The 15,302-nt window shown below is 66.2% G+C and carries 14 protein-coding genes; 7 read left to right on the top strand and 7 right to left on the bottom strand.

The genetic code is table 11. The features are described from left to right. Positions 1-157 precede the first annotated feature (157 nt). From SB749_RS05010 to SB749_RS04995, 4 genes are all read left to right on the top strand, one after another. The gene (locus tag SB749_RS05010; RefSeq protein ID WP_410709341.1) at positions 158-580 is read left to right on the top strand and encodes a DUF488 domain-containing protein; all 423 of its coding nucleotides are present in this window, start codon (positions 158-160) and stop codon (positions 578-580) included. Further along, positions 577-1,095, top strand: coding sequence for a DinB family protein (locus SB749_RS05005; RefSeq protein WP_410709340.1), 519 nt, complete (start codon positions 577-579; stop codon positions 1,093-1,095). The genes SB749_RS05010 and SB749_RS05005 overlap by 4 nt, the downstream gene beginning before the upstream one ends. 81 nt (positions 1,096-1,176) lie before the next feature. After that, on the top strand, positions 1,177-1,827 hold the full coding sequence (locus tag SB749_RS05000; protein ID WP_410709339.1) for a TetR/AcrR family transcriptional regulator: 651 nt from the start codon (positions 1,177-1,179) through the stop codon (positions 1,825-1,827). Next, entirely contained in the window at positions 1,824-3,131 is a 1,308-nt protein-coding gene (locus tag SB749_RS04995) for an MFS transporter (RefSeq protein ID WP_410709338.1), read from the top strand. Before SB749_RS05000 ends, SB749_RS04995 begins: the two co-directional genes overlap by 4 nt. 12 nt (positions 3,132-3,143) lie before the next feature. Here SB749_RS04995 and SB749_RS04990 read toward each other — a convergent pair whose 3' ends face one another. Next, entirely contained in the window at positions 3,144-3,638 is a 495-nt protein-coding gene (locus SB749_RS04990) for a winged helix-turn-helix transcriptional regulator (RefSeq protein ID WP_181271217.1), read from the bottom strand. Positions 3,639-3,714: 76 nt separating this feature from the next. Here SB749_RS04990 and SB749_RS04985 point away from each other — a divergent pair, with 76 nt between their 5' ends. After that, on the top strand, positions 3,715-5,079 hold the full coding sequence (locus SB749_RS04985) for an MFS transporter (protein WP_410709337.1): 1,365 nt from the start codon (positions 3,715-3,717) through the stop codon (positions 5,077-5,079). 18 nt (positions 5,080-5,097) lie between these two features. Here the strand turns inward: SB749_RS04985 and SB749_RS04980 are convergent, their stop codons facing one another. Continuing rightward, entirely contained in the window at positions 5,098-5,475 is a 378-nt protein-coding gene (locus SB749_RS04980; protein ID WP_410709336.1) for a VOC family protein, read from the bottom strand. Positions 5,476-5,576: 101 nt separating this feature from the next. Between SB749_RS04980 and SB749_RS04975 the strand changes: the two genes are divergently transcribed. Then, complete coding sequence (locus SB749_RS04975) at positions 5,577-6,950, top strand: aldehyde dehydrogenase family protein (protein ID WP_410709335.1); 1,374 nt, start codon at positions 5,577-5,579, stop codon at positions 6,948-6,950. A 180-nt stretch (positions 6,951-7,130) separates the two neighbouring features. Here SB749_RS04975 and SB749_RS04970 read toward each other — a convergent pair whose 3' ends face one another. Beyond that, positions 7,131-7,577, bottom strand: a complete 447-nt coding sequence (locus SB749_RS04970; RefSeq protein WP_410709334.1) for a MarR family winged helix-turn-helix transcriptional regulator — start codon at positions 7,575-7,577, stop codon at positions 7,131-7,133. Positions 7,578-7,745: 168 nt separating this feature from the next. Between SB749_RS04970 and SB749_RS04965 the strand changes: the two genes are divergently transcribed. Then, positions 7,746-8,960 carry an MFS transporter gene (locus tag SB749_RS04965; protein WP_410709333.1) on the top strand — a complete coding sequence of 405 codons (1,215 nt, stop codon included), beginning with the start codon at positions 7,746-7,748 and terminating at the stop codon, positions 8,958-8,960. Positions 8,961-8,973: 13 nt separating this feature from the next. On the opposite strand, the gene SB749_RS04960 is transcribed toward SB749_RS04965, so the two are convergent. The 4 genes from SB749_RS04960 to SB749_RS04945 all read right to left on the bottom strand — a co-directional run bounded on the left by SB749_RS04960 (position 8,974) and on the right by SB749_RS04945 (position 15,262). Next, positions 8,974-9,648 carry a metal-dependent transcriptional regulator gene (locus SB749_RS04960; protein WP_370035123.1) on the bottom strand — a complete coding sequence of 225 codons (675 nt, stop codon included), beginning with the start codon at positions 9,646-9,648 and terminating at the stop codon, positions 8,974-8,976. Between the two features lie 10 nt (positions 9,649-9,658). Next, positions 9,659-10,966: a sodium:proton exchanger gene (locus SB749_RS04955; protein ID WP_410709332.1), complete on the bottom strand. Its 1,308-nt coding sequence runs from the start codon at positions 10,964-10,966 to the stop codon at positions 9,659-9,661. 140 nt (positions 10,967-11,106) lie between these two features. Continuing rightward, positions 11,107-13,668 (bottom strand): excinuclease ABC subunit A, encoded by a 2,562-nt coding sequence (locus SB749_RS04950; RefSeq protein WP_410709331.1) that lies wholly within the window; start codon positions 13,666-13,668, stop codon positions 11,107-11,109. A 145-nt stretch (positions 13,669-13,813) separates the two neighbouring features. Beyond that, positions 13,814-15,262, bottom strand: coding sequence for an MDR family MFS transporter (locus SB749_RS04945; RefSeq protein WP_264801875.1), 1,449 nt, complete (start codon positions 15,260-15,262; stop codon positions 13,814-13,816). Positions 15,263-15,302: the final 40 nt, after the last annotated feature.

The raw sequence follows: 15,302 nt of genomic DNA, 5'->3' as shown, positions 1-15,302 counted from the left end.
CGCGGTGCACCTCGGGACACCAAGGTGACCTGCGTCTCGGAGTCTCCGCTTCACCAGGCGCGATTGGCCACGGTGCCAGCGCCGAAGGTCGACGGGACACTGCCGCTGTATCCGCGTCGTAGACTCGAAGGGAAGCGAGCGAAAGGAGCGTCAGCCGATGTCCGAGAAGAAGAGCTCCACACACGTGGTCCAGGTCCGCCGCATCTACGACGAAGCACAGAAGTCCGATGGGACCCGGATCCTCGTCGACCGAGTCTGGCCGCGCGGGGTGAGCAAGGACAAGGCCGAACTCGACGACTGGGTCAAGGACGTCGCGCCCTCGACCGAGCTGCGCAAGTGGTACTCCCACGATCCGGAGAAGTTCGACGAGTTCGCTCGCCGCTTCCGCGAGGAACTGAAGAGCGATGATGCCGAGCAGGCCCTCGAGGAGCTGCGCGGGCTCGCGCAGAGGGGGACTCTCACCCTGCTCACCGCGGCCAAGCGCGACGACATCAGCCAGGCCACCGTGCTCGCCGAGATCCTCAATGACGGCAAGAAGGCGAGTGGCAGGAAGTCCGGCTCCAAAAAGGACGGCGAATGAGCGAGATCACCCCTGACACCCGCGACTGGACCGATGTCCTCGTCGGCGGCTGCTCCGAATGCGGCTTCACCGGCCATGAAGATCCGACCGGCGTCCCGACCACCCTCGCCGAGGCGGCCGCCACCTGGCAGACGGTCCTGACCAGGGCCGACGCCACCGAACGGCGCAGTCCGAACCGATGGTCGGACGTCGAATACGCCGCCCATATGCGCGATGTCCTCGACGAATTCCGCCGCCGCACCGAGCGCATGCTGGCCGAGTCCGACCCGACCTTGGACAACTTCGATGGCGATGCGGTCGCTCTCGAATCCGATTACGCCCACGCCGATCCCGCCGAGGTGGCCCCCGCCCTCCGCGCGGCCGCCGAGTCCTATGCCGGCCTCCTGTTCCAGGTCAGCGGGGAGGAATGGGAACGTCGCGGCTTCCGCTCCGACGGTCACGCCTTCACCGTCGCCTCACTCACGCTCTACGGACTCCACGAAGTCCGGCACCACCTCGGCGACGTCGGGGCCTGAAGACACGACCGACACGGGGGGTCGGGACAGCCGATCCGAAATTATTGGACACGTTTGTCCAAAATGCTTTAGTCTCGTCACGTGGGCAGGAAGAAGAGCTTCGACGAGCAGTCGGTCATCGATGCCGCCATCGCCGTGTTCAGCGAGCACGGCTATGCGGGAACCGATGTCGGACTGGTCTGCGAGCGCGCGAACATCGGCCGCTCGAGCTTCTACAACACCTTCGACAGCCTCGACGCCGTCTTCCTCCGCGCCCTGCGTGACTATACGGCCACGGGCATCCCGCTCAGGGAGGAACTCGAGCGCAGCCTCGAGCCCGCTCCCGTCCTGCTCATGCACCGCCTCGGCGGCGAGCTGAAGAAGCAGTGCGACGACGAGAACCGGACCGGGTGCCTGTCGGCGAACACGGCCGCCGAGCTCGGCCGCGAAGTCGATGCCGTGTGCTCGATCCTCGACCCCGACCGCAACGCGTGGCTCGACACCTACTCAGGCATCATCGAGCGCGGTCAGACCGCGGGCCATATCCTCGCTGACATCGACCCCCGGATCCATGCCCCACTCATCCACAGCGTGCTCGCCGGCCTGCGCATCGCCGCCCGCGTCATGACCACAGAGGACGTCCTCGCCCAAGCCCGAGCCTTCGTCGCAGGACTGTGCACTCCGGCCGGCAGGGCCACCCTCGCGACCGAAGGTGCCCCAGGTGCCTCGACGAAAGGCAGCCCCACCCCATGACCACTTCGACACCGCCTTCCCTCAGGCCTCGGGTGCCTGGTCAGGTCTATCTGTTGGCCGCCGTGATCTTCTGCCTCGGCACCAGCGAGTTCATGATCGCCGGAATCCTCGAACCCTTGAGCGCTGACTTGAGCGTGACGATCCCGCAGGCGGGCCTGCTCATCACCGGTTTCGCCGTCGGCATGATCGTCGGGGCACCGGCCATGACCCTGCTGACGCTGACCCTGCCCAGGCGGGCGACGATGATCGTCATGATCATCGGCTTCTCCTCCCTCCACATCCTTGCAGCGTTGTCACCGAGCTACGGACTGCTCATGGTCTCAAGGGTGCTGTCTGCCTTCGCCTGCGGCGGGTTCTGGGCCGTCGCCGCCGTCCACACCTCAGCCATCGCTCCCGCCGCCGTACAGGGCCGTGCACTCGCCAGTCTCGTCGGCGGACTCACAGTAGCCAACCTCGTCGGAGTGCCGATGGGAACATGGATCGGCACCCAGTTCGGGTGGCGGTCGACCTTCTGGGCGGTCGCCCTCGTCACTGCACTGGCCGCAGTTCTCATCGCCGTGACCACCCGGTCGGACGCGAAGCCCACCGACCCAGCGAAGCCTGCCGACTCAGCGAAGTCCACCGACCCAGACGAAGCAGAATCACCCACTCCCGCCGAGGCGGCTCCCGGCCTGCGCACTCTGCTCCGCGCCGAGATCGCCGCGTTCAAGGGACCCCGAATCTGGTTGGCCCTGGGCACAACGGCGCTGTTCCAGGCTTCGGTGTTCGCGTCCTTCTCCTATTTCTCGCCGCTGCTCACTCAGGTGGCCGGACTGTCCGCGGACCTCGTTCCCGCAGTCCTCGCGGCCTTCGGCGTCGGTGCCTTCATCGGTGTCGTCGTCGGCGGGCGCTTGGCCGATAGGAACATCTTCGGCAATATCGTCGGCAGCCTCACGGCACTGACGCTCAGCCTCGGCGCCCTGTGGCTGGTCGCGGACAACGCAATCCCTGCCGTCATCATGATCGTCCTCGTCGGCGCCAGCGGTTTCTCCATCGCCGGGGCGCTCAATGCCCGCGTCTTCCAGATCGCGACTCAGGCACCGACCCTGGCCGCCAGCGTCAACACTTCGGCCTTCAACGTCGGCAATGCGCTCGGCCCGGCCGTCGGCGCCTGGGTCATCGCAGCCGGGCTCGGCTTCCCCGCCACGGTCGTCGCCGCCATCGTCCTCGCGCTCGCTGCACTCGCCGTAGTGGCCGTGGCGATCCGCGTCGAACGGACGTGGGCAGGGCGATCCGAGCCCACCCTCGCCGAGGCGGCCTGCTAGTCCCAGCGGGACTCAGCTCAGAGTCCCGGCCGGCTGCAGCCGTTCGCGCACGTCCTTCCACGGCTTGTCCCAGGACATATCCTCCGGCAGCAGCACTTGACCGCAGGCACTGCACACCTCGCCCTGAGTCGTCTCGGCGCCGCAGGCTTCGTGGATGAGTCCCATATGGCCTCCGCCGGCAGGCAGTTCGGTGTGCTTCTCTGCCCACAGGGACAGCTGCTGCAGGATCGGCAGCAGATCGGCGGCGGCCTCGGTGGCCGCATACCCCTGCCGGATGCGCGCCCCGTCGGCGTAGTCGACCTTCGTCAGCAGCCCGGCCCCAAGCATTCCGGACAACCGCCGGCTGAGCACGGCTTCGGAGATTCCGAGATTCTCACGCAGCTGGTCAAAACGCCCACGACCGTGGAGGACATCGCGGACGATGAGCAGCACCCACGGATCGCCGAGCACGTCGAGCGACCGCTTCACCGGACAGAACTCCTGCGACCAATCCGAACGCAAAGCCATCACGACTACCTTTCTTCGACGAAGTCTGCTTATACTTCCTCCAGTATAACTTCTTTGAAGAAAGCCCGAGGGATCGATGTCGACCACTCCACCCGCGCAGCGGAGGCACCGCCGCATCCACCCCGCCTGGTGGGTCGCCGCCGTCGCCTTCATCGCCCTGCTCGCCGCCGCCGGATTCCGGGCTGCTCCCGGAGCGCTGATGGTTCCGCTCCATGCGGACTTCGGGTGGTCGATGAGCAGCATGTCCCTGGCCGTGAGCGTGAATCTGCTGCTCTACGGGCTCACGGCTCCCTTCGCAGCGGCACTCATGGATCGCTTCGGCATCCGCCAGGTCGTCGCCGCGGCTCTGGCTCTCGTCGCCCTCGGTGCAGGAGGCAGCGTGCTCATGACCGCCTCCTGGCAGCTGCTCATCTTCTGGGGCGTGCTCATCGGTCTGGGCACCGGTTCGATGGCCCTCGTCTTCGCCGCCACCATCGCCGATCGCTGGTTCGTCGCCCGCCGTGGGCTGGTCATGGGCATCCTCACGGCCGGATCAGCCACCGGCCAGCTGATCTTCCTGCCTCCGGTCGCCACGATCGCCGAATCCACCGGATGGAAGCCGGCATCCCTGTTCATCGGCATCGCGGCGATGGCCGCCGTGCCGCTGGTCTGGTTCATCCTCCGCGATCATCCCTCTGACCTGGGCGTTCTGCCCTATGGTGCGGCCGATGCGAGCACAGACCCCGCGACCGAACCTGACGACGGCAACGCACCCACGGCGGAGTCCGCCCCGACCACGCCCACCGCACGCCCCGGCGCCGGCGCCACCAGACGCGCCTTCGACGGGCTCTTCTTCGCGGCACGTCATCGCTCGTTCTGGGCTCTGGCCATCGCCTTCGCCATCTGCGGCGCGACGACGAACGGCCTCATCGGCATCCACTTCATCCCCTCGGCCCACGACCACGGGATGCCCGCCTCGACGGCGGCCGGCCTGCTCGCGGTCGTCGGGATCTTCGACATCGTGGGCACCGTGTTCTCCGGTTGGCTGACCGATAAATTCGATCCCCGGATCCTCCTCGTCGCGTACTACACGTTCCGCGGGGTCGGCCTGCTGCTCCTGCCTTGGCTGCTCTCGGACACGGTGCACCCGAGCATGATCCTCTTCATCGTCGTCTACGGCCTCGACTGGGTCGCGACGGTCCCGCCGACGGCCGCTCTGTGCCGCGAGATCTTCGGAGACAACGGCACCATCGTCTTCGGCTGGGTCTTCGCCGCCCATCAGATCGGGGCCGCCGCCGCTGCCTTCGCCGCCGGCGCCGTCCGTGACGCCTTCGGTGAGTACACCTACGCCTGGTGGGGCGGGGCAGCCATGTGCGTCATCGCCGCGGTCCTGTCGTTCGCGGTCAGACGCCGTCTGATCGATGATCGCAGGAAACCCGCCACCGCCGAGGCGGCAGCATAGTCACAGCTCAACTCGGGTTCAGTCCCGTTCCTCCGGTTCCCACAGCTCAATCCGATTCCCTTCGGGATCGGTGACCCAACCGAAGCGTCCGATTGCGTCCATCTGCTGGGTCTCGTCGTCCACCTCGGCGCCGGCTTCGCGCAGCTGCGCGATCATCGCGTCGAGGTCGGCGACGCGGAAGTTCAGCATCGTCTGCTGCCGGTCCTGGTCCTCCGGCCGCGTCCCGAAGTAGTCGGTGTCGGCTCCGAACATCGCCATCACGGTCGGTCCGGCCGGCTGCCGCCACAGCCCGTGATCACCGAAGTCGACGCCGAGGACGTCGCGGTACCAGGCCGTCATCGCCTCGGGGTCGGCCGCCCGCAGGAAGTATCCGCCGATTCCATTCACTCTCTCCATGGATGAATGGTAATCCCAGGCATGGACTCAAGTGTCGCGGAATGTCGGGAGACTGTAGTTTGTTACAGGGCACAGATCGTCAACCCGTGAAAGGACGTTCCATGAGCAAGTTCGCTGTCACCAATGCCAACACCGGCGAAGTCGAGGAGGAGTTCGCCTCTGTTCCCAAAGAGGAGATTCCCGCCTACATCGATCGTGCCCATGAGGCACATCTGGCGTGGAAGGAGACGCCGCTGCATGAACGCGCGGCGATCCTGCGCAAGTTCGCCGATCTCGTCGATGAGAATGCCGATGAGATGACCGACATCATCGGTCGTGAGATGGGCAAGATCAAGAAGCAGGGCCTCGGCGAGGTCGACAAAGTCGCCCGCACCGCCCGCTGGATGGCCGACAACGCCGCCACCCATCTGTCCACGACCCACCTGGCCGCCGCCGGCGCGGCCAGCAGCTATGTCGAGCACCAGCCGCTGGGCGTGTTGCTGGGCATCATGCCGTGGAACTTCCCGTACAACCAGATCGCCCGCTTCGTGCTGCCCAACCTCATGGTCGGCAACACGATCATCATGAAGCAGGCATCGATCTGCCCGAAGTCCTCCCAGTACTTCGAGGACCTCCTCACCGAGGCGGGACTGCCGAAGGGCGTGTACCAGAACATCTACCTCGACTCCTCCCACGCCGAGGAGGTCCTCAAGGACTTCCGCGTCAAGGGCTTTTCGCTCACCGGTTCCGAGGGTGCCGGTGCGTCGGTGGCCGCGATCGCCGCGAAGTACTACAAGCGCGCCGTGCTCGAGCTCGGCGGAAACGACCCGGCCGTCGTCCTCGACTCGAAGGATGTCGCCTCGGTCGCGCAGAAGCTCGTCGGCATTCGTCTGGCGAACGCCGGCCAGGTCTGCACCTCGCCGAAGCGCATGATCGTCGTCGACGGGCTCTACGACGAATTCGTCGCCGAGGCTGTCAAGGCCGCCGAAGCCATGAAGATCTCCGACTTCGACGACCCCGAGGTCGGCATGGGGCCCGTGTCCTCCGAAGGCGCTCGCGACGAGATCGTCGAGATGATCGAGAAGGCCGTCGCCGATGGTGCGACCCTGCTCACCGGCGGAAAGAAGCTCGACCGCCCGGGCTGGTTCATGTCCCCGGCCGTTCTCACCGACATCGACCCGCGCTCGGACCTCGGCTGCAACGAGCTCTTCGGACCCGCCGTGATGATCTACCGCGCCAAGGACGAAGAGGATGCTCTGCGTCTGGCCAATGACTCCGAGTACGGCCTCATGTCCTCGGTGTGGACCGACGACCTGGAGAAGGGTCAGGAGTTCGGCAAGAAGATCAACGCCGGCATGACCCTGATCAACAGCCACATGGAATCCGGACCGGAGTACCCCTTCGGCGGCATCAACCGCTCCGGCTACGGCCGTGAGAACGCTCAGTGGGCGTTCCAGGCGTTCACCAATGAACACCTCATCCGCGTCCACGCCTGATCAGGCGCACCTGGTCTCAGGTGGATCTGATCGACTGAGTCCTGTGCCCTAGTGCAGGATCACCCTCGCCGAGGCGGTCGAAAAGGCCCGATCGACAGCGAACTTCCGCTGTCGATCGGGCCTTTTCCTTTGGGTCAGTTCTGCCCTTGAGGTCAGAGTGAGTCAGCTCAAGGCGTGACCTCAGGCGACCGACTCGGCATAGAGCGCCGAGACCAGAGGCGCGAGTTCCGGCGTCTCACGAGCTTCGGCGAGAGCGGATTCGAGCACACTGTCGTGCGTCGGATGCGCTTCGGCGAGCAGCGTCTCACCGGCAGGGGTGAGCTCGGTGTAGATGCCGCGACGGTCGTCGGCGCACAGCACTCGGGTGAGCAGACCTCGGTCCTCGAGGCGGGTGACCAGCCGCGTCGTCGCACTCGATGACAAGGCGGCGGCGCGGGCGAGCTGCCGCATGCGCATATGCCAGCCATCCTGCCGGCTCAGCGCATCGAGGACGGTGAATTCGACCACGGAGAGGTGGTGCTCGCGCTGCAGGCTGCGTTCGAGCTCGACTTCGATGAGTCCGTGCAGAGCAGCGAGCGTGCGCCAGCCCTTGGCCCGGATCTCCACCGCGTCGTCCCTGATACCCACGTCATTCTCCTTGTTCTCGACGTCTCTCAAGGATACACCACTTGCGCGGATAAGACGCGTGTGCAACCATATTCATTGCGTATGCAACTAGTGCATACGCGTCCTATTGCACACGCACATGATTTCGCGACCGCGGAATCCGCTCCCCACCGAAAGGTCTGCACCACCATGCCGCTCGCACTGCTCGCTCTCGCCATCGGCGGGTTCGGAATCGGACTCACCGAGTTCGTCATCATGGGTCTTCTGCCCGAGGTGGCCGCAGACTTCGCGGTCTCCGAGACCGTCGCCGGCTACCTCATCTCCGGCTATGCCCTGGCCGTCGCCATCGGAGCCATCGCGATCACCGTGGCGCTGAGCCGGGTCAACCGGAAGACGGCTCTCATCGGCCTCATGGTCCTCTTCATCATCGGCAACGGCCTCTCCGCTCTCGCCCCGAGCTACGAGATGATGATGGTCGGCCGCATCGTCGCAGCACTCTGCCACGGTGCCTTCTTCGGCATCGGCGCGGTCGTGGCCGCCTCTCTCGTACCCGCGAACCGCCAGGCCGCGGCGATCTCGATGATGTTCGCGGGTCTGACAACGGCCAACGTGCTCGGCGTCCCCTTGGGCACCTTCCTCGGCCAGGCCGCCGGATGGCGGTCGACCTTCTGGACGATCGCGGTCATCGGCATCATCGCCCTCATCGGCATCGCCGTCCTCGTCCCCTCGATTCCGGCACGATCCGACGTGGCTTCGGGCATCCTCGGCGAATTCCGCATCTTCGCCTCCGGTCAGGTGTGGGCGTCGATCCTCCTCACGATCCTCGGCTACGGGGGCATGTTCGGAGCCTTCAGCTATATGGCGTTCACGCTCACCGGGGTGACCGGCTTCTCCAGCGCCGCCGTTCCATGGCTCCTCGTGCTCTTCGGAGTCGGCCTCTTCATCGGCAACATCCTCGGCGGCCGGGCGGCCGATAAGAACCTCGGGGCGACGCTGCTCACCCTGCTCATCGGCCTCGTCGTCATCCTCGCCGTGTTCTCTCTGGTCGCCGAGAACAAGGTCGCCACGATCATCGCACTGGTGTTCATGGGCGGGTTCGGGTTCGCCACGGTCCCGGCGATGCAGATGCGCATCATGCGCCACTCCGGCGACGCGCAGACCCTGGGATCGGGCGCGAACATCGCGGCCTTCAACGTCGGCAATGCCTTCGGCGCGTGGATCGGCGGACTGACCATCGCCTCCGGTCTCGGCTACACCTCACCGCTGTGGGCAGGTGCGCTCGTCACCGTCGGCGGGCTCATCACCCTCCTCATCGCCGGACGCGCGCGGGGAGGGGAACTGCGACGGAAGTCAGCGAGTGCCGACGCCACCGCAGATCTCGAACGGGAGTCGCAGTCGGCTTAAAGCTCTGTCCGCCTCAGCCGAGACCCGGTCCGACGCGGATCGCGTCGGCGGCGTCGAGGGCGAGTTCGATGCTGTCGTCGCCGACGCTGACCGCGATCGCCGAGGCGGCCGAGCTGATCGATCTCACCTGCAGCTTCGTGCCGATGACGATTCCACGATCGGTGAGGTAACGCAGCAGTTCAGGCGACCGGTCGGAGACGCGCACAACCTCGACCTCGACACCCGGGGCGGTCTCCTGCAGCCGTCTGCTGGGGAAATCGGCGGTGTGCCCGTCGGCATCGGGGATCGGATCGCCGTGCGGGTCCCGCTGCGGATTTCCCAATGCGGCGTTCATCCGTTCGAGCACGAGGTCGGAGACGGCATGTTCGAGCCGATCCGCCTCGTCATGGACCTGATCCCAGGTCAGGCCCAGGGCCTCGACCAGGTAGGACTCGACGATGCGGTGGCGTCTGACGATCTCGACGGCGATCTGCCGACCCACGTCGGTGAGCACGATCTGCCCGTAGGGTTCGTAGTCGATGTAACCGTCGCGGGCGAGCTTCTTGAGGTTCGCCGACACCGTCGAGGCGGTCACTCCCAGCTGTTCGGCCATCTCCGTAGTGGCGGGGCGACCGCCCGGCCATTCGTAGGCCTTCCAGATGAGGGTGACGTAGTCCTCGACCATGCGGGTGACAGCGGGGCGCGGCATGATCGTCATTCTACGCGCGGGTACCGGCCGAATTCGGGTCGGCAGGTATTGTCACGGTCGATTCGCGTTCCGGATCGGCCGCCTCGGCGGGGTCTGCAGTCACATCGCCGGGCTGCGGTCTGCGGAACGGGGCAGCGAGCGTGGGGAGGATGTCACGGCGGTGGAGGATGAGGACGACGATCGCCAGGACCGCCTGGATCGCGGAGAGGATGTAGCGTCCGGAGGTGTCAGTGACGAAGAACTGCAGCCCGAAGAGCGCGGCGAGCCCCAGCGCCGGTGCCCAATGGAAGCGCAGGGCCAGGATGATCGCCACACCGAGGATGGTCTGCGTAGCCGTGAGAGTGAACTCCTCGATCTGACGCCCATCCAGGGGCAGTCCGAGGCCGCCGCCACCCGCGAAATGCGCGATCGGCAGGGAGCCGACGAGCAGGCTCCATTGGTTGACCTTCGAGGCGATGAGTGTGCCGATGGCCGCCCCGCCCATGCCGCGCAGGGCGAACATCGCGGCGATGATGAACTCGGGGGCCTCAGAGGCGAGCGGGGCCAGCCACTGGACGAGGAAGTAGCTGTCGATTCCCAATGCCGAGCCCGAGGCCACGAGCGCCTCGGCGAACGGTTCGGCAGACAGCAGGATGATCGCTGCGGACACGACGAACATCGTCACCACTGTGACCCGACGGGCCTTCTGCGGCATGGCGACGATGAGAGCCGCGGCGCCGACGAACTCCTCTTCGTCATCGCCCGCTGCCTGCCCGGCCCGCCACAGATAGGCGACGAAGATGAGCACGAGGGCTGAGCCGAACCAGATGGGGATGCTGCCGAGCAGCGGAATAGCGAAGGCGATCACACCGAGGATGACGAGGAAGCCGATGTCCATCCGGCTGCCCGAGTCGATGCGAAGGGAATGCTGGATGGGGGCCTTCGTCCGCTTGGCCATGCGGCGGGCGACGAGGAGGGCGATGATGACGACGAGCGGCCACCCGAAGCCGAGCAGCAGTCGGTTTGATCCGGTCATATTCGCCGCCGCGAAGTGCAGGTAATCGGGGTCAGATCCTGATCGGAACGCGTAGTAGAGGTCCACGGCGTATTCCGGGAGGACCGCGATGAGGGCGAGCAGGGCGATCGCCAGAGCACCCGAGATGTCCTTCTGCGCCGCCTCGGCGGCCCAGGCCAGGAGAAAGGCAGCCGCGACGATGGCGGCGCCGAACGCGAGGAGCTCGAGAACCGGAGCGAGTTCGACACCGGTGACGCGAAGCACCACGGCGGGTGCGGCGATGACGAGGCAGATCGCGATGCGGCGGATGATTGCGGTGGGCATATCTCAAGACTTCCCGCCGCGAATCGGGTGTGTCTACGCACAACTGAGACTTAGACGCCTCCAACAATTCCGGGAGGCGCCGGGATCCGCTTGTTTCTGGGGATCACACGGCCCGCCGGGATGAAGTCGTGTGCCTCAGATCACCGGAGTTCGGAGAGCGCCGCGGCGAGGTACGTCGCGGAGGGACCCGCTCCGGCGTCGACGATGTCGGCGGGGGTGCCGGTCGCCACGACCCGGCCGCCGTCGTCACCGGCGCCGGGGCCGAGTTCGACGACGTGGTCGGCGACGGCCACGACGCGCATATCGAGTTCGACCATGATGACCGTGTTGCCGGCATCGACGAGGGTCTGCAGGTGTGCGACGAGCCGGTCGGCATCCCCGCAATGCAGTCCGGAGGTGGGTTCGTCGAGGACGTAGAGGGTGTCGCCGCGCTGGGAGCGCTGGAGCTCGCTGGCGAGTTTGACCCGCTGCGCCTCACCGCCTGAGAGCTCGGTGGCGGGTTGGCCGAGGCGCAGGTAGCCGAGGCCGACGTCGATGAGTGCGGTCAGTGAGCGCATGATGTCGAATTCGCCGGTGAAGAAGTCGTGGGCCTCCTCGACGCTCATCCCCAGGATCTCAGCGATATTGCGTCCGCGCCACAGGATCTCCAGGGTGCTCGACTGGAAGCGGGTGCCGTGGCAGTCGGGGCACTCGGTGTAGACCGAGGGCAGGAACAGCAGCTCGACCATGACCGATCCTTCACCCTCACAGGTGGGGCAGCGTCCACCGGCGACGTTGAAGGAGAACCGGCCGGGCTTGTAACTGCGCTCTCTGGCCTCGGGGGTCTCGGCGAAGCGCCGGCGCACATGGTCGAACAGGCCGGTGTAGGTTGCGACGTTGGACCGGGGCGTGCGACCGATGGGCCTCTGATCGATGCTCACCACCCGTCGGATCCCGGTGAGTTCCCCGGTGACGGTGCCATCAAGGTCCTCGGGTTCGTCGGCGAGCAGGAGTGCGTCATCATCGGACGCCGGTTCGTCAGCAGTGGTGGAGGTGCCCAGTCGGTCGCCGACGAGGGCCGGGAGAACCTGACTGACGAGGCTGGACTTTCCCGATCCCGATATTCCGGTCACGGCGGTCAGTGAGCCCAGCGGCAGGTCGAGGCTGATGTCGTGGAGATTGTTGCGGCGGATGTTCGCAAGTTTCATCCAGCCTCGTGGATGCCGGGGTTCGTGGGGTTCGAGTCCACGTCCGCCGAAGACATAGCCCCTGGTCACGGATTCGTCGATCTCGGCAAGTCCGGCCGTCGGCCCGCTGTAGAGGACGTCCCCGCCGCGTTCGCCGGCCCCGGGCCCGATGTCGACGAGCCAGTCGGCATGCCTCATGATGTCGACGGAATGTTCGACGACGAAGAGGCTGTTCCCGCGGTCCTTCAACCCGTCGAGGATGCCCAGTAGGGCATCGACGTCCTGCGGGTGGAGGCCGGCGGAGGGTTCGTCGAGCACGTAGACGACGCCGAAGAGATCCGAGGTCAGTTGGGTGGCCAATCGCAGCCGCTGCAGCTCACCGCCGGACAGCGTCGGTGTGGTCCGATCGAGTGAGAGGTACCCGAGGCCGAGGTCGACGATCGGGCGGAGCCGGTCGATGAGACCCTCGCCGAGGCGGACGAATGCGGCAAGCTTGTCCGCCGAGGGGTGATCGTCTGTGTCCATGGTCGCCTTCGCCGAGGCGACCTCATCGCGAAGGACGGACATGAGTTCATGCAGCGGCAGGGCGGAGAATTCGGCGATGTCGAGACCGGCGATCGTCACCGACAGAGCGTCGGGCCTGAGTTTCTTTCCGTGGCACACGGGGCAGGGACCGGCACTGAGGAACTCGGCGACGCGACGCTTCATCCCGGCACTCTTCGTGTTCGCGAACGTGTCGAGCACGTACTTCCGGGCTCCGACGAAGGTTCCCGAATAGGTCGGTTCGGCGCCTGCTGCGATCGCTTCGCGCGCTTCGTCCAGCGTCAGCCGGGAGTGGACGGGAAGGTGCGGAGTCTCCTCGGTGTAGAGGATCCAATCGCGGTGTTCGCGCGGCAGGTCCTGCCAGGGGACATCGACGTCGTAGCCGAGAGCGACGAGCACATCGCGCAGCTGGTGGCCGTGCCAGGCCTTCGGCCAGGAAGCGATGGCGCGCTCCCGGATCGTCAGCGTCGGATCCGGGACCATCTTGTCCTCGGGCACCTCGTAGACGCGGCCGATTCCGTGGCATTCCGGGCAGGCACCTTCGACGGTGTTCGTCGAAAAATCCTCGGCCAACAGCATCGACTGTCCCTCCGGGTACCGTCCCGCCCGTGAGTAGAGCATGCGCACGAGGCTGGACACCGTGGTGATGCTGCCGACGCTCGAGCGTGCGCTGCGCCCGCCGCGCTGCTGCTGCAGGGCGACGGCCGGCGGCATTCCCGTGATCGAATCGACGTCGGGGACCCCTGCCTGGTCGATGAGCCTGCGGGCATACGGTGCCACGGATTCGAGGTACCGCCGTTGGGACTCGGCGAAGAGAGTGCCGAAGGCCAGGGAGGATTTGCCCGATCCGGACACTCCGGTGAACACGACGAGCGCATCCCGGGGCACGGTGAGGTCGACGTTGCGCAGGTTGTGTTCCCTGGCCCCGCGGACCCGCACGTCCGGCTGGATCTCGGTCGAGGATGTCGGATCCGCGGGCACAGAGGAGGTCATGAGGTCACCGTACCAAGGTCGGGACCTCCGATCACCGAGGTGGCCGACGACAGAACCCCTCGTTCCGGGAAATTCGGAACGAGGGGTTCGATGGGCCTCAGCCGGCCGCAGTCAGGGGCCGACCGTCATTCGGCGGGGCCGACCGTCATTCGGCGGGGCTGGCCTCGGTCGGTTCGACCACCTCGGCGGGGTACTCATCCTGGTCTTCGGGCTTGCGGATGAAGAACGCGAGGACGATTGGGACGATCGCGATGACCGTCGCCAACAGGAACGCGGCGTGACCGCCGGGGGCACCCGCCTCGGGGACGGACTTGCCCTCCGCCTGACCCGAGTGCAGGGCCGCGGAGTAGATCGAGATGAGCAGCGCGGTGCCGGCTGCTCCCGCGACCTGCTGCAGGGTGTTGAGCGCTGCCGAACCATGGGAGTACAGGTGGCGCTCCAGCGATCCCAGCGAGGCGGAGAACAGCGGGGTGAACGATGCGGCCAGGCCCAATGACATGACGATCTGGACGATGATGAGCAGCCAGATCGGCGTTCCCACGCCGGCCGTCGAATACGCGAACATCGAGGACGCGATCATGATCGTGCCGGGCACCAGCAGCGTCTTCGGTCCGCGGGCGTCGTAGATCCGTCCCATCACCGGTCCGAGCAGACCCATGATCACCGAACCGGGCAGAAGCACGAGACCGGACTGGGTGGCGCCGAGTCCGACGACGCTCTGCAGGTACAGCGGCAGCAGGGAGAACGTGCCGAACATGGACAGGGCGACGACGGCCATGATGATGACCGAGAAGACGTAGTTCCGCGAATTGAACACACGCAGGTCGAGCAGGGCGCGATCGCCCTTCTGCAGCACGAGCTGACGCCACACGAAGAGCGCGAGGAAGACGACTCCGCCGCCGATCGTCGCCCAGGCCAGGCTGCTCGTCGATCCGCCGCCTGCCTCACCGCCGTGCCCGCCGCCGAACTGGCTGAGGCCGTAGACGATGCCGCCGAAGGCGAACACGGACAGGATGATGGAGATGACGTCGATCGGGGCGTAAGTCGACTCGCCGAGGTTGGTCATCCACTTCGCACCGAGTGCCAGAGCGATCAGCGCGATGGGCAGGATGATGCCGAAGAGCCAGCGCCAGCCCAGCGAATCGAGGACGATGCCCGACATCGTCGGTCCGATGGCCGGGGCCAGCGAGATGACGAGGCCGACTCGACCCATCATCCGGCCGCGCGAGTGTGCCGGGACCACGTTCATCATCGTGGTCATCAGCAGAGGCATCATGATGCCGGTGCCGGCTGCTTGCACGATCCGTCCGATGAGAAGCAGGATGAAGCCCTGCGAGACGAGGCAGATCAATGTGCCCGCTGAGAACAGGATCATCGCGGCCAGGAAGATCTGGCGGGTGGTGAAACGCTGCAGGAGGAAACCGGTCGTCGGTATGACGACGGCCATGGTAAGCATGAAAGCACTGGTCAGCCACTGGCCGAGCTCCGGAGGGATGCCGAGGGCCTTGTTGAGTTCGGGGATGGCGATGGCCATCGTCGTCTCATTGAGAATGGCCACGAAGGCAGCCACCAGCAGCAGCCAGATGACCTTCATACCGGCGGGGTCGATGGTGTCATTGGCCTGTGTCTGCGCG

Origin of the sequence: Brevibacterium sp. SIMBA_078, from assembly GCF_046534565.1 — a bacterium.
Classification (GTDB): Bacteria; Actinomycetota; Actinomycetes; order Actinomycetales; family Brevibacteriaceae; genus Brevibacterium.
This window is presented reverse-complemented; position numbering and strand designations above follow the sequence as displayed.

Bases quoted from the DNA above. Each gene is read 5' to 3' on its own strand.
- SB749_RS05010 (WP_410709341.1), top strand. From the start codon at position 158: ATGTCCGAGAAGAAGAGCTCCACACACGTGGTCCAGGTCCGCCGCATC.
- SB749_RS05005 (WP_410709340.1), top strand. From the start codon at position 577: ATGAGCGAGATCACCCCTGACACCCGCGACTGGACCGATGTCCTCGTC.
- SB749_RS04995 (WP_410709338.1), top strand. From the start codon at position 1,824: ATGACCACTTCGACACCGCCTTCCCTCAGGCCTCGGGTGCCTGGTCAG.
- SB749_RS04990 (WP_181271217.1), bottom strand. From the start codon at position 3,638: ATGGCTTTGCGTTCGGATTGGTCGCAGGAGTTCTGTCCGGTGAAGCGG.
- SB749_RS04985 (WP_410709337.1), top strand. From the start codon at position 3,715: ATGTCGACCACTCCACCCGCGCAGCGGAGGCACCGCCGCATCCACCCC.
- SB749_RS04980 (WP_410709336.1), bottom strand. From the start codon at position 5,475: ATGGAGAGAGTGAATGGAATCGGCGGATACTTCCTGCGGGCGGCCGAC.
- SB749_RS04975 (WP_410709335.1), top strand. From the start codon at position 5,577: ATGAGCAAGTTCGCTGTCACCAATGCCAACACCGGCGAAGTCGAGGAG.
- SB749_RS04965 (WP_410709333.1), top strand. From the start codon at position 7,746: ATGCCGCTCGCACTGCTCGCTCTCGCCATCGGCGGGTTCGGAATCGGA.
- SB749_RS04960 (WP_370035123.1), bottom strand. From the start codon at position 9,648: ATGCCGCGCCCCGCTGTCACCCGCATGGTCGAGGACTACGTCACCCTC.
- SB749_RS04955 (WP_410709332.1), bottom strand. From the start codon at position 10,966: ATGCCCACCGCAATCATCCGCCGCATCGCGATCTGCCTCGTCATCGCC.
- SB749_RS04950 (WP_410709331.1), bottom strand. From the start codon at position 13,668: ATGACCTCCTCTGTGCCCGCGGATCCGACATCCTCGACCGAGATCCAG.
- SB749_RS04945 (WP_264801875.1), bottom strand. From the start codon at position 15,262: ATGAAGGTCATCTGGCTGCTGCTGGTGGCTGCCTTCGTGGCCATTCTC.